Here is a 17,481-nt window from a genome sequence, read left to right on the forward strand (position 1 = left end):
CAATATAAAGAAAAATCAACCTGCTTGCAAGGTTAAATCACAAGCAATACCCTTTGTATTATTTGCCCTTTTTAATCTTATTATACTGAAATAAACAAGGGGCAAATCAATGCCCCTTGTAAGGTTTGAAAACTTTATGTTTTGGCAAAAATTTACCCTAATATCCATAAAGTTATATAGTAAATTAGTTAACTATAGTATTTTTCACCTTTTTCAGCCATGGCAATTAATGCTTCACATGGAGCAAAACGTTCACCCTGCTCTTTTGTCCATTGATTTAGTTGGCTCACAATATGCTGAGCACCAAGGGAGTCAATATATCTAAATGGTCCACCTAAAAATGGAGGGAAGCCAATACCAAATATCGCACCTATATCGCCATCTCTCGCATTGCGAACAATACCTTCATCTAAACATCGAGCAGCTTCATTAAGCATCATATACGTACAGCGCTTGGCAACTTCTTCTGAATCGAGTTTACCTGATGGGGTAATGTTTAGAAGCGTGTAAATTGACTCATCAACTTGTTTACCTGATTTCTTTAATAGTTTTTTCAGTGGTGAAACTTTCGCTGTAGAATAGGTATAAAAACCTTTGCCTGACTTTTTACCTAAACGACCATCTTCAAGTAACTTACCGAATGCATCTGGTGGTGAAAATCTGTCACCTAAATCAGCTTGTAAAATTGGTCCTATTTTCGCGCCTACATCAATACCTACTTCATCTAATAATTGCATTGGCCCAACAGGGAACCCAAATGAAACTAGCGCTTTATCAAGCTTATCAATCGGCTCACCAGATAACAGTAATATAGCCGCTTCATTCATATAAGGAGCCAGAATACGGTTCACATAAAAACCAGCCTTATCTTTGACAACTATCGGCGTTTTCCCTTGTTTTTTAGCGAAAGCAACAGTGCTTGAAATGGTTTTATCTGACGTCCCTTCATGCGGAATAATTTCTGCTAATGGCATTTTGTCGACAGGAGAAAAGTAATGCAACCCAATAACATTTTCAGGTCGAGATGCTTTTGCAGCAATTTTTCCAATAGGTAAACTTGAGGTATTACTGGCAAAAATGGTACTTTCTTTAGCATTTTCTTCAACATCCGTTACCATTTTTTGTTTTAAAGATAAATCTTCAAATACTGCTTCAATAACAATATCTAAGTTTTTAAACCCTTTATAATCAACAGTACCAGTGATCATAGCTAATTGTTTTTGCATTTCGCTTTTAAGCATAAAGCGACGTTTAACTTTTTTATTTAATAGATCATAGCTATATTTTAATGCGTGACTAATCCCATTATGGTTAATATCTTTAATCCTAGCAGGTACATTCGCTTTTGTTGCGGTAACAAAAGCAATTCCACCTCCCATTAAACCACCACCAAGTACACCAGCATTAGAGATTTTATCAGGCATTACATCGGCAACACCCTGCTCTTTTTTCATGTCAGTCGTTGCAAAAAACAACTGCCTTAATTGTGCTGATACACTGGTCATTGCTAATTCACCAAAATGATCAGCTTCAACTTGATAACCTTGAGCATTTGAAGATTCAACACCTGTTCTAATACAGTCAATTATTTTGATGGGTGCAGGATAATTGCCTTTTGTTTTAGACAGCACTGATTTAGTCGCTTGTTTAAAAACGATGTTACGTCCTACACCATTATTTTCTAATAATTTATCAACGAGACTAACTTTACGAGCAGATGAACCTTGTGTTTTTTTAGATACTTTACCTGACAAGGCTAGTTTTTCAGCCGTTTCAAGTAAAACACTGCTCGGTACAACATCATTCACTAATCCCGCTTTTAACGCTTGTTTTGCACGTAACTGTTTACCTGTTAGCATCATATCAAGCGCTTTTTGTATACCAACAAGTTTAGGTAACCTTTGTGTACCGCCACTACCGGGTAGTAAACCTAATTGTACTTCAGGTAACCCTAATGCGGTTTTAGGATTATCACTACATACTCTTCCATGACAAGCTAGAGCCAACTCTAAACCACCACCTAAACATGGGCCGTCAATTGCTGCAACTACAGGTATTTCTAACTGTTCAAGTTGAGAAAATATCATCTGCCCTTGTCTTGATAACGCAACGACTTCTTCTTGAGATTCACAGCTATCTATCATATTGATATCGGCACCCGCCACAAAAGAGCCTTTTTTGCCGCTACAAATAACAACGCCTGTAATCGTTTTATCCGCTTTAATTTCTGCTAATACTTCAGCAACTTGTTCAGCAAATTCTGCTTTTAGTGTGTTCATTGTTTCACCGACAACATCCATCACTAAATGCACTACTCCATTTTCTTGCTTTACTAATGTAAAAGCACTTTCTACCGTATTATTATCAGTCATTAATCTGTCTCCACAACCATTGCAGCACCAAGGCCACCTGCAGCACAAGCTGTTGTTAAGCCTACACCACCACCACGTCGTTTAAGTTCATTCAAGGTTTGTGTTATTAATCTTGCACCCGTTGCCGCAAAGGGATGGCCGTAAGCGATAGAGCCCCCCATTACGTTAAATTTTGTCATGTCAATTTCACCAATGGCTTTATCTCTACCTAAATGCTCCTGAGCAAACTTTTTACTAGCAAACATTTTCACATTCGCTAATGCTTGTGCTGCAAAAGCTTCATGCATTTCAACTAAATCTAAATCAGCTAATTCCATACCTGCTCTTTTTAAAGCAATAGGTGTCGCATGGCTAGGTCCCATTAGCATGTCTTGCCACACATCAATCGCTGCAAAACCATAACTGCGGATATAACCTAATGGTTGATAGCCTAACTCTTTGGCTCGACCTTCTCGCATTAACATAATCGCAGCAGCGCCATCGGTTAACGGTGTACTTGTTGCGGCAGTAACTGTGCCGTGCTTTCTATCAAACACCGGTCGCAATTTACTATAACTTTCTAGTTCTGAGTTTTCACGAATACAGTTATCTTTTTCTATAAAGCCTTTATACGGTTCACTGTGAGCAACCATGACTTCGTCAGCTAATTTTCCTTCAGCCCAGCTTTGTGTTGCCAATGTATGAGAACGATGCGCCAATGCATCTTGATCTGCGCGTGATATTTGATAAGTTTTAGCCATTTGCTCTGCTGTTTGACCCATTGATATTCCCGTTGAGTATTCTGCTACAGCAGGGGCAACAGGAAGAATATCTTTAATGCCAAGCTTTCGTATTAACGCTATTTTTTGCCCTAAGGTTTTTGTTTTACTTAAATCTAATAATGTTTTAGCAAACTTTTTAGAGACACCGATAGGCGCAACAGAAGATGAGTCAGCACCACCAGCAATACCAACATCGACAATACCCGCCATAATAGACTCAGCAACATTAACCGTTGATTGAAAGCTCGTTGCACACGCTCTTGATACACTATATGCGTCAGTATGAACGTTCATACCTGTACCTAAAACAATTTCACGAGCAATATTTGGTGCCTCAGGCATTTGCACCACTTGACCAAAGACCAACTGCTCTACAATGTTAGGGTCTATATCATGCTTTTTCATTAATTCATTAACAACAATTTTACCAAGGTCTACTGCCGGCACACCATGAAAGGCTGTTGCTTGCTTAGCAAATGGGGTTCTAAGCCCTGCTACAATAGCAATGCGTTCCCCATTTGAAGTGGTTAGTTTATTTACTGTCATCAAATACTCCGTTATGCTTTCATGGCCAGGCCATACCTTAGCGTTAAGTTACAAGGCTTTGGTCATTTAGACTCTTAAATTTATGTAAATGAATGTCACAAAACAAGAGGTCTGACCTGTTAATTATCATTGATTCTATCTAATTGTCAGAAAAATACAATCCCCTTTTTGTTTCAAAAGTATCTTGATAACCTAAAGCCACATCATAGCAATGAGTTATTTACTTCCCTGTCTTTAAGTAAAGTGTTGTTACAAAATACCAATTAGTGTCTTATTTATACTTGTTTTTTTTAATTTCGGTCCTATGTATACTGGTACATCATTCATTAATGATTATACCTTGACGTTTAACACAGTAATTAGCTCCTAATAGAAAGATAGAACAAGTATGGCAATAGAACACTTTTCCGCATTAAAACAACATTTATCAACACAAATTATTGGCCAACAAGCGTTAGTTGAAAACCTATTAATTGCTTTACTCGCTGATGGTCATCTTATTGTTGAGGGGCCACCAGGACTTGCTAAAACGAGAGCCGTCAATGCACTTGCACAAGGCCTTGAAGCAGACTTTCATCGTATTCAATTTACACCTGATCTATTACCTGCTGATTTAACCGGTACAGATATATACCGCCCTGAAGATGGCAGCTTTGTATTTCAGCAAGGCCCTTTATTCCAAAACCTTGTTTTAGCCGATGAAATTAACCGTGCTCCGGCAAAAGTTCAATCAGCTCTTTTAGAAGCGATGGCAGAAGGACAAATCACGGTTGGCAGAAAAACCTATCAATTACCTGAGTTGTTTCTTGTTATGGCAACTCAAAACCCTATTGAACAAGAAGGGACTTATCCTCTTCCTGAAGCTCAGTTAGACCGATTTTTAATGCATCTGGAAATTGACTACCCAGACGCAGAAAGCGAATTAGATATATTAAAGTTAAACCGTGGAGAAGCAGTTTCTAACAATAACTCAGATGACGATGATAAAAATACAGCTTTACGCGTACTAAGCCAAGATGAAATATTTCTAGCCAGAAAAGAAGTGTTAAATATTCATATGGCGCCTTCGCTTGAAAAATATCTCGTTGATTTAATTATTGCTACACGACAACCAGAAAAATACGACGATAAATTAAAGTCATGGTTAGCCTTTGGTGCAAGCCCACGTGCAACGATAGCGCTTGATCGTTGTGCTCGTGCCAGAGCATGGTTACACAATAGAGACTTTGTTAGCCCAGAAGATATTCAAGCAGTATTTCATAATGTACTTAGACATAGAATATTACTGAGCTATCAGGCTGAAGCCGAAGGCATAACAGCCAACCAGTTATTAGATCATTTACTTAACTTAGTTGCCGTTGCATAACGATACCTAACCTAATTAATGTTATTTTTTTCAAATAAGTAAAGTATGTCAATTGAGATAAAGTATCTTTATGTGGTTTAAGCAGTTTTTTTCTAATAGACAACACAGTGATAATCAAAACAACCATTGTGATCATATTTTAGCGAGCATCCAAAGTAACGGTGTCGACTTGTCGATGTCGGAGTTGCTGCAGTATCAATCTAAAAGTGCATTAATAGACTTAACTGCTCGAAAAAATATTCATGGTCGTCAATCAGGTAATTACCTCTCTCGTAGTAAAGGACGAGGTATGGAGTTTGATGAAGTAAGACATTATCAAACAGGTGATGACATTCGCGCTATTGATTGGCGAGTAACAGCAAGAACCGGTAAAACACATACCAAGTTATTTCGTGAAGAAATAGAGAGACCTGTTTTAATCGCAACCGACTTATCTACTAATATGCATTTTGGTAGTAAGCTATTATTTAAATCAGTTCAAGCCGCCCATTTAGCTGCACTAGTAGCATGGCATGCAAAAGAGCGTGGTGATAGATTAGGCGGTATTGTTTTCAATCAAAATCAACACAAAGAGTTAAAACCACGTAGTAGAAAAGAAGGCGTTTTGCATTATCTGCATGCGCTTACATCAGTTCACCAAAGCTCAACTGAAATAATTAATAACATCACAACAAGTGATAATTTAGTTAATAAACCTTTACCAAGTGAAACTGTTTTTACAGAAAATTGCGCTCGTATAAGACAACTCGCCAAACCTGGCTCACTGGTCTACTTTATTACCGATGCAAGTACGCTAAATAACCACTCTAAAAATAGCCACACAGTTTTAAGACATTTAAGCCAAATTTCTCAACATTGTGAACTGGTTATTTGTTTAATTAGCGATCCTTTAGAGCATAACTTACCAAGCAGTGATGTTAAATTTTCCGTTAATATTACTGATGGCCAAGACAAGCAACAGTTAACACTAGGTGATGAAAACACATCTGAACAATACCACCAAGTTGCAACAAGTATTATGAATGATAAAAAGCAACAACTAATTGAGACAGGCGCTAGAGTCGTTGAACTCAGCGCTGGATTACCTCTTGAATTACAACTTAGAGCGGGAGGTAATTAATGAATTATTCTAAAAAATTAATATCTTTTATGCTTTATGTATTCTTAGGTTTTACGATACAAACAAACTCAGTATTCGCTAGTGGATTTCAACAACTACCTACAGGAAATAATCCTGCTAATACTCCATTACAGCTAAATGATATTCACTTACCTGAACAAGTGAGTCAATTGCCTACAGCATATGGCTGGTGGTTATTACTCCTTTTAGTTGTTCTTTCTTCTTATGTTGCAGTACGAAAATATATTCTGCATAAACGTAAAAACAGGCAAAAAACCAAAGCCTTAAGCACTCTCTCAAAGTCAATGACGAGTGAAGAGGTAATGACGTTATTGAAGTGGGTCGCAATGCAGTATTTTCCACGTACACAGCTAAGCAAACTTTATGGCGAGCAATTACAACAGTTTTTAGTTAAGCAATTACCTGAAAAATACCAGCAACAGTTTTCTAGTTTATCTTCGGATAGCTTCAACAGCCATTACCAAAAAAATCCGTCCATAAAGAGTAATGAACAGTGTTTTCAAGCCGCAAAACTTTGGATAGAACACGCACTTCCCCTTAAAAACACAAGCAGTATCGGGGGGGGGGTAAATGATTAGCTTTGCATGGCCTTGGTTATTGGTATTGTTACCACTTCCCTTTCTTATTTATTTACTTCCTGCTAAAAAATCAGTGAAGACAAGTAGTGCTTTAAAAATGCCAACACTGATTAAAATATCAGGGCAAGCTGTCACGCCGACAAAAAGTAACAAACTTCCTATTATTTTGCTCGCTGCATGTTGGATACTCACTGTAGTTGCTCTAAGTCGACCACAATGGTTAGGCGAAGCAATTGACATTCCTACAGAAGGAAGAGAAATGATGATTGCAGTCGATTTATCAGGCAGCATGCAAATTGAAGACATGCAGTTAAATAACAGTACAGTAAACCGATTGACAATGCTCAAAGTTGTTTTAGGTAATTTTATCGAAAGACGTGTAGGTGATCGCTTAGGCTTGATCCTTTTTGGTGATGATGCCTATATGCAAACGCCGATGACTTTTGATAGAAAAACAGTACAACAAATGTTGAACGAAAGTGAATTAGGTCTAGTAGGAAGGAAAACGGCGATTGGTGATGCAATAGCATTGGCTGTAAAAAGGTTCGATCAAAAGAAACAATCTAACAAAGTGCTACTTTTATTAACTGATGGTCAAAATACCGCAGGTAAAATAACGCCAGATCAAGCACTAGAACTTGCCGTCGCTAAAAACATTACCATTTATACTGTAGGTATTGGTGCAGAAGTCATGATTCAGCAATCTTTATTCGGTAGTCGTCGTGTTAATCCTTCAAGCGAATTAGACGAACAAAGTTTAGCAAAAATTGCAGAAGAAACAGGTGGAAAATATTTTCGTGCCAAAGACAGTCAAGGTATGAGTGAAATATACAATCTACTTGATAAACTAGAGCCCATTGAGCAAGACCAACAACAAATGCGTCCACTCACAGCTTTGTTTTATTGGCCTTTATCTATTGCAGCTGTTATTGCTTCTTTAGCAATATTTATGATGAGCTTTCCCAGATTTATACCTTTTACTAATACAGGTAACTCAAAATCTACTATCGATTCACAATCTACAAATTCATATTCAACCATAGGTAAACGTTAATATGAGCTTTGAATTCAACCAATTTTTAGAGCATTTTCACTTTGTAAGACCTTGGTGGTTACTTGCTTTTTTACTATTATTTATCATAGTGAGGTTACTCAAAAAGCAGCAGCACTTTAACTCACCATGGCAACAATTATTACCTAAACATTTAGCAAATGTTGTCTTAGAAACATCTAACGGTAATGTCAGTAAGCAGCAAAACTCTTCAGCGTTTAGCAACGTAATGCTAAAACCTTTTATTATAGGTAGTTGTGTGATTTTGGCGTTAGCAGGGCCTGCTTGGCAAAAAGTTCCTCAACCAGTCTATCAACTGGAACGAGGCGCTGTACTTATTATGGATATGTCATACTCTATGTATGCCACCGATTTAAAACCAAACCGTCTAACCCGAGCAAGGTTTAAGGCTGTAGATCTTCTTAAAACACTCAATGAAGGTGAAATAGGTTTAATTGCCTACGCAGGTGACGCATTTACTATTAGCCCACTCACTCAAGATATTAAAAATATCGAGTTATTATTACCTTCATTATCTCCAGAAATTATGCCTGTACTGGGTGCAAATGCTTTTGCTGCATTATCGATGGCTCATGAGACACTTATTAATGCTGGCCATGTTAATGGCGATATTTATTGGTTTACTGACGATATTGATAATGAAGAAATGTCGGACGTATATAACTGGGCTAATGAATATGGTCACCGAATAAATATTTTAGGTATTGGTACTGCAAATGGTGCACCTATAAAGTTAAGTTCTGGAGAGTTACTTAAAGACAAATCTGGCGCTATTGTTGTACCTAAATTACCCGAAGGAAAGCTGGCATCTATCGCAAAACGTGCTAGAGGCCAATACAGTACAATTACTCATGGTGATGCAGACATTCGACTATTAGTACAATCGTCAGTTAACCATAATAATGATGACATTAACCAAGATAAAGAAGAGCAACAATTACTACAAGGTGATCAATATTACGAACAAGGGCCATGGCTTATCATTATTATGTTGCCATTATTATTAAGTTATTTTCGTCGTGGTGTGCTTATCTCTTTCTCACCAGTATTACCATTACTTTTAGTGACAGGTCTCTTAAACTCGCATAATGCAATAGCAAACAACGAAGTAATTCCGCAAGTTTCTGAATCAACCTCGACAACCGAAACTAATGCAGCCACAAGTCTGCAGTCTTCAAGTGAATCAAAAGTAAAATCGTTTTGGAATAACCTTTGGCAGACACCTGATCAGCAAGGACAAAATCATTTTGAACAACAGCAATATCAGCAAGCCGCCAATCAATTTGATAATACCCAATGGCAAGGTAGTGCCCACTATAAAGCAGGTAATTATCAGCAGGCACTAGAAGCTTTCCAACAAAGCGATAGCGGCGAAGCTTTATATAACCAAGGTAATGCTTTAGCTCAATTACAGCAATTTGATCAAGCTATCGAAGCCTATAAAAAAGCGTTAGCAAAAGATGAATCCTTAACAGATGCAAAAGAAAACCTTGAAAAAATTGAAGCATTAAAGAAACAACAAGAACAGCAACAAGGCGAACAGCAACAAGGCGAGCAGCAGCAAGGCGAGCAACAGCAAGGCGAACAACAGCAAGGCGAACAGCAACAAGGCGAACAGCAGCAAGGTGAGCAGCAACAAGGCGAGCAGCAACAAGGCGAGCAACAGCAAGGCGAGCAACAGCAAGGTGAGCAGCAACAAGGCGAGCAACAGCAAGGCGAACAGCAGCAAGGTGAGCAGCAGCAAGGCGAGCAGCAACAAGGTGAGCAGCAGCAAGGCGAACAGCAGCAAGGTGAGCAGCAGCAAGGTGAGCAGCAACAAGTCGCTAAAGAAGGTGAAGAATCAGTTCAAGAGCCCGATGAAAAAACTGCCGCAAGCACGATGCTAGATAAACAAGCAAAAGAGACAGAACAAAAGCATCAACAACTATTAAATAAAGTAACTGATGACCCCTATTTGCTACTGCGTAATAAAATGAAATTAGAGTATCAAAAAAGACAGCAAGGCGGTTCAAGAAAAGGAGCAGAGAAACAGTGGTAAACTCGAAGTTAACACACGTAATACGTTTTTGTATTTTTACTTTTTTAATGGTTTTTAATCATTCAGCAAATGCCTTATCAAGTGTCACTGCCACGGTTGATAAAAACCCTGCAATGCTAAATGAATCAATCGTATTAACAGTGACTGCAGATGATGATATTAATCGCAATAAACTCGATACATCCCCATTATTGAAAGATTTCATTGTGGGTCAAACATCGGTTAGCTCTCAAACAACCATGGTCAACTTTAAAACCAGTAGAACAACCAACTGGCAGATTTTACTTATTCCAAGAAAAGTCGGGAAATTAGCAATTCCGGCATTAGAAATAGAGGGAAAATTTAGCCAACCCATATCACTCGAAGTAGTAGACCAAGCGCCTCAAGATAACAATAATTATCAGGATATATTTATTACCAGTGAGTTATCTAATAATGAAGTATTTGTTCAACAACTCACAACATTGACCTTAAAACTTCACTTTTCAGTTGAACTAAAAAGTGGCAACTTAACTGAGCCTGAATTAGCTGGCGCTACCGTTGAAAAAATAGGACAAGATCAACAATCTGATACCATCATTAACGGTAAGCGCTACCGAGTTATTGAACAAACTTATGCCATTACACCACAGCAAAGTGGCACATTTACTTTAGCAGCACCGATGTTTTCAGGTGAGATAATGATGCCATCAAGAAGGCGCTCTAACTTTCTAAGTTTTGCTGAAACTAAGCCCGTCAGTATTTTAGGCGAAAGTATAAAGCTGGTTGTTAAATCAATACCAGACAGTTTCATTAATTATGACCCAAATAACCCGCAAAATACTTGGTTACCCAGTGAACTTTTAACATTACATCAAGAATGGCAATCAAATGGGCAGGATTACATGGTTGGTGAGCCTATAACCAGAACAATTACTTTAACAGCTGCGGGCTTATCTAAGGCACAACTCCCCCCTATTATCATGAAGGCAACTAAAGGGTTAAAAGTTTATCCTGATCAAGCTCAGCTCCATTCAAATTTATCTAAAGAGCGTCTTGTTAGTCAAAAGGTGCAAAATTTTGCGTTAGTGGCAAGTCATGCTGGACGTTTTATCCTGCCTGAAATTCGTATCACTTGGTTTAATACTGTTACTAACAAAATTGAGCATGCCACCTTACCTGAGCAAGCGATTATTGTTAAAGAAAACCCTGATGAGCCTAATTCAACAAGAATGGATGTTAGCAACTCTCAACAAGTGGACAGTATTACAACGGACTCATCGACACTGACAAAAGCCGAAAACCTTAAACAAGATTCTCCGCTTACACAAACTAACCATTTACATTGGGTATACCTTGGTTTATGGATAGCGACTTTACTCGCTTGGTTTTTTCATGTCAGTCTAATTAAGCGAAAATCTGCGACATTACCTCGAGTAGAGAAAAAACACGATAGCGGGCAAAGTTACATTAAGTTACTGGCTGCTTGTAAAAAAGGTCAAGCCCAACAGGCGCTTGACTTAATATTACCTTGGCTAAATCACAGTTTACAGTTATCTGGTTCTGCACAAATAACCACTTTTGCTAAAGCACAAGAAATTGTTTCAGAACAAAGCTTTTCAAATGCAGTAAATGAATTACAGCAACATTTATTTGGTAAAGATTCTGATTCAGGATTGTCAAATTGGCAAGGTGATACCTTGTTAAATGCTGTACAAGCCTATAACAAGAAACAACAACAAGTATCATCTTCTACATCGATAAAATTAAACCCTTAACGCCTTAACCTTAATACCTAACCTAAATACCTTATAAGAAAGCTAGGGGCTGTTGATCATTCGGGGTTGTTTTTGCAGCTTTTTGTTGGATATTTGTACAAGGCAGAGCCTTTGTCATGTGGTTATTCCACATAAAAAGGCGATAACGCCGTAAAAATGACCAACAAACGCTGTCCGAAGGATTAGGCTAAAAGCATTTTATGCTTTGTTGAGTAGTATTTGCTTAGAATGACTAAGCTACACACTACTCGCCGCGAATAAAACGCTTTTAGCTCTTACAAAATTTAATCGCGAAAGATCAACAGACCCTAGTACTTTGTTTATCACACTAGCTTTCTTTTGCGGTTAGCTTAATTGTTTCATTCTTACTTCCACTGCCTCACAAAGCTAGTTCATTGAATTTTTGCTACGATGAAATAAATTATTTATTTTGAAATTGATTTGGTTAAGAGCAGGTCTTTACTTACATGATTACTAAACAAGTTAGATACGAAGCGCTGGTAAAGGCGCTACACGGTGATTTATACCGTTATGCTTATTGGCTCTGCCATGAAAAACAGGTGGCTGAAGACCTTGTGCAAGAAACTTTTCTTCGAGCATGGCGAGCCTTAGACTCATTAAAAGATGAGAAAGCAGCAAAATCATGGTTAATCACTATATTACGAAGAGAGAACGCGAGACGATTTGAGCGTAAGCGTTTTGATATGGGAGAGTTCGATGAAGCATCGATTACAGACAATCAATCTTTAAGCAATGAGCAAAATATTGAAAATGCTTGGTTAAGAGAAAAAATAGCTCAGCTGCCTGCTGAATATTCCGAGCCATTAGTTTTACAAGTGCTAGGAGGGTTTAGTGGTGAAGATATTGCTTCAATCCTCAACTTAAATAAAAACACAGTCATGACCCGCTTGTTTAGAGCGAGAAATCAATTGAAAGAAGCACTAGAAGCAGAGCCAGAAAAACGAGGTTTATACAATGGATGATTTACAATTTAGACGTAGCATTTACGCCGATCCAAAAAGCCAAGATGAAGCTTTACTTGCTGCGCTTCAAGCTGACCCGTCGAAAAGGCAATTTGCTCAAGAGCTCAATCATCTTGATGATAAAATCGCTCAAGCATTAAACATTCCCGTGCCCGAAGATTTATCTGATAAATTAATTTTGCGTCAAACTTTAGCTAGCCACCAAATACAAAAGCGTAAAAAGCGCTTCCACCTTGCTTTAGCAGCATCTGTTGCCATAACGGCAGGACTACTTGTTAATTTCACACTTTTCTCGAGTGCGCATTCTAATTTAGGAGATTATGCATTAGCCCACGTTTATCATGAGCAAGGGCACTTTTCTAATGATGCTAACACAAGAGTTGATCTTACATCGCTCAATAAAAAAATGGCGGCATTTAATGGTAATTTCACTAACACGATTGGCAAGTTAATATTTGCTGATTACTGTCGCTTTGATGGCATGAAAAGTCTCCATTTAGTTTTTCAAGGAAAAACAAGCCCGGTTACTGTTTTTGTTGTACCTAAAAACGATCAAATCAGCTTTAGTGATACATTTTCTGACAGCAAACTTATTGGCCAATCTGCCGCTTTTGATAAAGCTAACATCATTGTTGTAGGTGATAAGAATGAGCCTTTATCAGCTTGGCAAAAAAAATTAGGCAATAATATTTCTTGGTCAATTTAGCCATTTCATTTCGCTGAAAATAAGACATAACGCCATCAAAAAAGGCTAGGACATCAAGCCCTAGCCTTTTTACATTTAAACAGCTTTATTTATTTATGATGACTTAGCATTTTATTGAATAAAGTCTTCATTTCACTAGAGACATTTTTATCCATAACACTAACTATATAAATAGCTAAAGAACACATTATAAACCCTGGTACAATTTCATAAACAACAGAGCTTAATGAGTTGCCGTTAATTGTGACAGGGGCATAAATCCAAAATAATACAGTCGCAGCACCTGCAACAATACCTGCTAATGCTCCATTTTTAGTCATCTTAGACCAGTATAAACTACCAATAACCACAGGTCCAAAAGCGGCACCAAACCCAGCCCACGCATTACTAACTAGACTTAATATGGTGCTATTGCGATCGTACGCTAAGAAAATGGCCACTAAAGCAACAATCAACACAGATATACGACCAACCAAGACTAACTGTTTTTCACTCGCCTCTTTATTTAAAAAGGCTTGATAAAAATCCCCCGTTAACGAGCTAGATGTCACTAAGAGTTGCGAAGAAATAGTACTCATAATCGCCGCTAATATTGCTGCCAATAAAAAGCCAGCCACAAGAGGATTAAATAAAAGCTGTGACAACACAATAAAGATTGTTTCGGCATCATCAAGTTTCAACCCTGTTTTTTGAACATAAGCGATACCAGCAAAACCTGTTGCCATAGCACCGATGAGTGATACTATCATCCAACTCATGCCTATACGCCTTGCTGTTGGCATATCTTTCACACTACGTATCGCCATAAAACGTACGATAATATGAGGTTGACCAAAGTAACCTAACCCCCAAGCCATCGCAGAAATTATTCCTAGTAAAGTCATACCACTAAAGGCATTAAGTAACTCAGGGTTTATCTGCTTGACCGCTGTATGTACTTCCTCAATCCCGCCCACTTCATTTAATGTAACAACGGGTACTAACACCAAAGCTACAAACATGATGCACCCTTGAACAAAGTCTGTCAGGCTAACAGCAAGAAAGCCGCCAAACAAAGTGTACGCAACCACAACACCCGCGGTGACATATAGCCCTATTTCGTATGATAGTCCAAATGAGCTTTCAAACAGTTTACCCCCAGCAACAATACCGCTTGAAGTATATAAAGTGAAAAACACAACAATTACAATAGAAGAGACTACTCTCAATAGTCGCGTTTTATCTTCAAATCTATTTTCAAAAAAGTCAGGTAAGGTAATAGAATTATTAGCAATCTCTGTGTAAGTTCTTAACCTTGGCGCAACAATTAAATAATTTAAGAAAGCGCCTAAAATAAGGCCTATACCAATCCAAAGGCTACTAACTCCTGATAAATACATTGCTCCAGGCAGGCCCATTAACATCCAGCCACTCATGTCAGAAGCGCCAGCAGATAATGCGGCAACACTAGGCGTTAAACTTCTTCCTCCCAACATATATCCAGAGACATCACTGGTCGATTTTTTATAAGCATATAAACCTATACCTAACATAGCGATAAAATAAAGGGCTAACGAAAACAGTGTACTAAATTCCAAAACATCTCCAACAAATAACAAAAATTAAGTCGTCTAACCTAGCAAAAATGGCAAAAAAAAGATACCGCTGTACCTAAAATGTATAAATTATAAAAATAAACAACAAAACTAATGAAAAATAACGCGCTATACCATATATTCAATAGTATGAACCTTTTACGAAGTAGACAGTCAATAATTTATGATTTTTTATGCCGCTAGACAGCCAATTTTAGATAAGAGCAAAAAGCTTTTTGCCTATGAATTATTATTTCGCGACAGTATTGATAATGTTTTTCCTGATATAGATGGCGATGAAGCAACCAGTAAAATGATAGAAGCTAGCCAATTCAATATGGGGATTAGTGAATTTACTGGAAGTAAGCCTGCTTTTATTAATTTTACTCAAGATACACTGACGCAAGGCTACGCTGAAATGCTTGCGCCTGAAGAAGTTGTTATAGAAATTCTTGAAACGGTAAAGCCAGGTAAAAAACTACTGGCACAATGTAAAGATCTTCACAGTAAAGGCTATACCATTGCCCTTGATGATTACGAACATCAAAGTGTTTGGGCACATTTTTATCCTTTTATTAAAATTATTAAAGTCGATATACAATCAACCAGCCTTGATGAAATTAAAACGATTATTACCGCAACAAAAGGGCATGAACATATTCAGTTACTTGCTGAAAAAGTAGAGACTTATGAAGAATATAATCAACTCCTTCAAATGGGTTTTGAGTTTTTCCAAGGCTTCTTTTTTGCTAAACCTGAAATCGTCAAAACTAAAACGCTCTCGCCATCACAATTAGCTATGGCTGAACTTCTTTATGAAACATCTAAAACTGAATTAGACTTGAATAGCATCACCAGTGTTTTTGAACGTGATGTTTCTCTTTCATACAAGTTATTACGTTATGCTAATTCTGCCATTTTTAGGCGTAGAAGTGAGATATCAACAATAAAACAAGCCTTAGTCATTTTAGGCTCAGGCGAGCTTAAGCGCTTTTTGGGAGTAATGTTTGCTATAACTGCAAATCCTGACAAACCAACAGAATTAATTAAATTGGCAATGACAAGAGCCAAATTCTGCGAATTAGTTGCACAAGATATCAGATCCCAGTTAGATGTTTCTATCGCCTTTTTAACCGGTTTATTATCAAAAATTGATGCCATTCTCGATGAACCGATGGAAAGTGTGATGGAAAAGCTACCCCTGGCTCAAGAAATAAAAGACCCCCTACTAACGAAGAAAGGCCCTATGGCTGCGTTAATTAAGTTAGTTGAGTTGATAGAGCTGGCTGAATGGGATAAAACCAATATTGTCATCGAGAAATTAAAGCTTAATAAAGACAAAGCGGTTGAACATTACAATCAAGCGCTTACTTGGGCTGACGAACAAACTGACCTAACAACATAATAATACATTCAAAATAATACATTCAAAATAATATACTCAAAATAAAGTTTAACCCGTACTAAAACAATAAAAGGAGCTTTACAGCTCCTTTTATTGTTTTAGTACGGGTTAATAACAAATGAACTTAAATTTAGTTTAGTTAATTGTACCCATTAGGATTTTTTGACTGCCATCGCCACGTATCAGCAATCATATCTGTAATAGAATATTGAGTTTTCCATGCCAGTAATTCATTAGCAAGTGATGCATCAGCATAAACGGTTGCTAAGTCTCCTGCTCTTCTAGGCACAACTTTGTAAGGTATGCTAACACCGCTTATTTCGCTAAAGTTATTCACTATTTCTAATACAGAAGTTCCGTTTCCAGTACCTAAATTGATTGCTTTACATCCCTTAATTGCCTCTAAGTTTTGTAATGCTTTTACATGCCCTAATGCTAAGTCAATAACATGGATATAATCTCTTACGCCTGTGCCGTCAATCGTATTGTAATCATCACCGAAAACTTGCAATTCTTTTAATCGCCCTACCGCGACTTGAGATACATAGGGCAATAAATTATTTGGGATGCCGTTAGGGCTTTCACCTATAAGACCTGATTGGTGTGCTCCAATCGGGTTAAAATAACGTAAACAAGCAATTGACCAATCTGCATCACTTTTCGCTACATCAAATAAAATATTTTCAACCATTAGCTTTGTTTGACCATAAGGGTTGGTTGCCGAAGTTGTCATTCCCTCATGTAATGGAGATTCGTTATCACCATATACAGTTGCAGATGAACTAAAGACTAACTTTTTAACTTGATGTTTTTTCATCACTTGCAATAAAGTGACCGTACCTGAAACATTATTATCATAATACGCTAATGGAATCTCATTTGACTCACCAACAGCTTTTAACCCAGCAAAGTGAATCACAGCTTCAATAGTGTGCTGAGTAAAAATTCGCTCTAATGCTGATTCATCTCGAATATCAGCTTCAATAAAGGTAACGGTTTTATCCGTGATTTGCGTTATTCTTTCTAGTACCTTGGTTGATGAGTTAGATAAGTTATCAACAATCACAATATCCTGTTCTATATTCCCATCTGTTAACTGTAATAACTCAACAACAGTGTGGCTGCCTATATAGCCAGTACCACCGGTAATTAATAAACTCATTTAATATCCTATAAATACAC

General features: G+C 37.6%; 13 protein-coding genes and 1 pseudogene. 9 read left to right on the forward strand and 5 right to left on the reverse strand.

Translation table 11 applies throughout. The features are described 5' to 3' along the window. Positions 1 to 188 precede the first annotated feature (188 nt). Both fadJ and fadI read right to left on the reverse strand, forming a co-directional pair. A complete protein-coding gene (fadJ, locus tag D1094_RS14255; RefSeq protein WP_118960789.1) occupies positions 189 to 2,372 on the reverse strand; it encodes a fatty acid oxidation complex subunit alpha FadJ in 2,184 nt (727 codons plus the stop codon). Then, complete coding sequence (gene fadI, locus D1094_RS14260) at positions 2,372 to 3,679, reverse strand: acetyl-CoA C-acyltransferase FadI (protein ID WP_118960790.1); 1,308 nt, start codon at positions 3,677 to 3,679, stop codon at positions 2,372 to 2,374. The genes fadJ and fadI overlap by 1 nt, the downstream gene beginning before the upstream one ends. Positions 3,680 to 4,067: 388 nt before the next feature. On the opposite strand from fadI, the gene D1094_RS14265 reads away from it, so the two are divergent. From D1094_RS14265 to D1094_RS14290, 6 genes are all read left to right on the forward strand, one after another. Then, on the forward strand, positions 4,068 to 5,045 hold the full coding sequence (locus tag D1094_RS14265; RefSeq protein WP_118960791.1) for a MoxR family ATPase: 978 nt from the start codon (positions 4,068 to 4,070) through the stop codon (positions 5,043 to 5,045). A 70-nt stretch (positions 5,046 to 5,115) separates the two neighbouring features. Next, positions 5,116 to 6,165, forward strand: a complete 1,050-nt coding sequence (locus tag D1094_RS14270; protein ID WP_118960792.1) for a DUF58 domain-containing protein — start codon at positions 5,116 to 5,118, stop codon at positions 6,163 to 6,165. Beyond that, on the forward strand, positions 6,165 to 6,764 hold the full coding sequence (locus tag D1094_RS14275; protein WP_118960793.1) for a DUF4381 domain-containing protein: 600 nt from the start codon (positions 6,165 to 6,167) through the stop codon (positions 6,762 to 6,764). Before D1094_RS14270 ends, D1094_RS14275 begins: the two co-directional genes overlap by 1 nt. After that, the gene (locus tag D1094_RS14280; RefSeq protein ID WP_118960794.1) at positions 6,757 to 7,818 is read left to right on the forward strand and encodes a VWA domain-containing protein; all 1,062 of its coding nucleotides are present in this window, start codon (positions 6,757 to 6,759) and stop codon (positions 7,816 to 7,818) included. The genes D1094_RS14275 and D1094_RS14280 overlap by 8 nt, the downstream gene beginning before the upstream one ends. 1 nt (position 7,819) lies before the next feature. Further along, complete coding sequence (locus tag D1094_RS14285; protein WP_118960795.1) at positions 7,820 to 9,874, forward strand: VWA domain-containing protein; 2,055 nt, start codon at positions 7,820 to 7,822, stop codon at positions 9,872 to 9,874. After that, positions 9,868 to 11,631, forward strand: coding sequence for a BatD family protein (locus D1094_RS14290; protein WP_259337971.1), 1,764 nt, complete (start codon positions 9,868 to 9,870; stop codon positions 11,629 to 11,631). Before D1094_RS14285 ends, D1094_RS14290 begins: the two co-directional genes overlap by 7 nt. A 56-nt stretch (positions 11,632 to 11,687) precedes the next feature. Here the strand turns inward: D1094_RS14290 and D1094_RS18985 are convergent. Beyond that, a pseudogene (locus D1094_RS18985) lies at positions 11,688 to 11,876 on the reverse strand (hypothetical protein). 222 nt (positions 11,877 to 12,098) lie between these two features. Between D1094_RS18985 and D1094_RS14300 the strand changes: the two are divergent. Beyond that, positions 12,099 to 12,614 (forward strand): sigma-70 family RNA polymerase sigma factor, encoded by a 516-nt coding sequence (locus D1094_RS14300; protein ID WP_118960796.1) that lies wholly within the window; start codon positions 12,099 to 12,101, stop codon positions 12,612 to 12,614. Next, a complete protein-coding gene (locus tag D1094_RS14305; RefSeq protein ID WP_118960797.1) occupies positions 12,607 to 13,320 on the forward strand; it encodes a DUF3379 family protein in 714 nt (237 codons plus the stop codon). Before D1094_RS14300 ends, D1094_RS14305 begins: the two co-directional genes overlap by 8 nt. Positions 13,321 to 13,409: 89 nt before the next feature. Here D1094_RS14305 and putP read toward each other — a convergent pair whose 3' ends face one another. Next, on the reverse strand, positions 13,410 to 14,897 hold the full coding sequence (putP, locus tag D1094_RS14310; protein ID WP_118960798.1) for a sodium/proline symporter PutP: 1,488 nt from the start codon (positions 14,895 to 14,897) through the stop codon (positions 13,410 to 13,412). Between the two features lie 181 nt (positions 14,898 to 15,078). Here putP and D1094_RS14315 point away from each other — a divergent pair, with 181 nt between their 5' ends. After that, positions 15,079 to 16,299, forward strand: coding sequence for an EAL and HDOD domain-containing protein (locus D1094_RS14315; RefSeq protein ID WP_118960799.1), 1,221 nt, complete (start codon positions 15,079 to 15,081; stop codon positions 16,297 to 16,299). 139 nt (positions 16,300 to 16,438) lie between these two features. Here D1094_RS14315 and galE read toward each other — a convergent pair whose 3' ends face one another. After that, positions 16,439 to 17,461 carry a UDP-glucose 4-epimerase GalE gene (gene galE, locus D1094_RS14320; protein WP_118960800.1) on the reverse strand — a complete coding sequence of 341 codons (1,023 nt, stop codon included), beginning with the start codon at positions 17,459 to 17,461 and terminating at the stop codon, positions 16,439 to 16,441. Between the last annotated feature and the right edge of the window lie 20 nt (positions 17,462 to 17,481).

Source organism: Colwellia sp. RSH04 (genome assembly GCF_003545765.1).
In the GTDB taxonomy this organism is placed as follows: Bacteria; Pseudomonadota; Gammaproteobacteria; order Enterobacterales; family Alteromonadaceae; genus Colwellia.

Bases quoted from the DNA above. Each gene is read 5' to 3' on its own strand.
- fadJ (WP_118960789.1), bottom strand. From the start codon at position 2,372: ATGACTGATAATAATACGGTAGAAAGTGCTTTTACATTAGTAAAGCAA.
- fadI (WP_118960790.1), bottom strand. From the start codon at position 3,679: ATGACAGTAAATAAACTAACCACTTCAAATGGGGAACGCATTGCTATT.
- D1094_RS14265 (WP_118960791.1), top strand. From the start codon at position 4,068: ATGGCAATAGAACACTTTTCCGCATTAAAACAACATTTATCAACACAA.
- D1094_RS14270 (WP_118960792.1), top strand. From the start codon at position 5,116: ATGTGGTTTAAGCAGTTTTTTTCTAATAGACAACACAGTGATAATCAA.
- D1094_RS14275 (WP_118960793.1), top strand. From the start codon at position 6,165: ATGAATTATTCTAAAAAATTAATATCTTTTATGCTTTATGTATTCTTA.
- D1094_RS14280 (WP_118960794.1), top strand. From the start codon at position 6,757: ATGATTAGCTTTGCATGGCCTTGGTTATTGGTATTGTTACCACTTCCC.
- D1094_RS14285 (WP_118960795.1), top strand. From the start codon at position 7,820: ATGAGCTTTGAATTCAACCAATTTTTAGAGCATTTTCACTTTGTAAGA.
- D1094_RS14300 (WP_118960796.1), top strand. From the start codon at position 12,099: ATGATTACTAAACAAGTTAGATACGAAGCGCTGGTAAAGGCGCTACAC.
- D1094_RS14305 (WP_118960797.1), top strand. From the start codon at position 12,607: ATGGATGATTTACAATTTAGACGTAGCATTTACGCCGATCCAAAAAGC.
- D1094_RS14315 (WP_118960799.1), top strand. From the start codon at position 15,079: ATGATTTTTTATGCCGCTAGACAGCCAATTTTAGATAAGAGCAAAAAG.
- galE (WP_118960800.1), bottom strand. From the start codon at position 17,461: ATGAGTTTATTAATTACCGGTGGTACTGGCTATATAGGCAGCCACACT.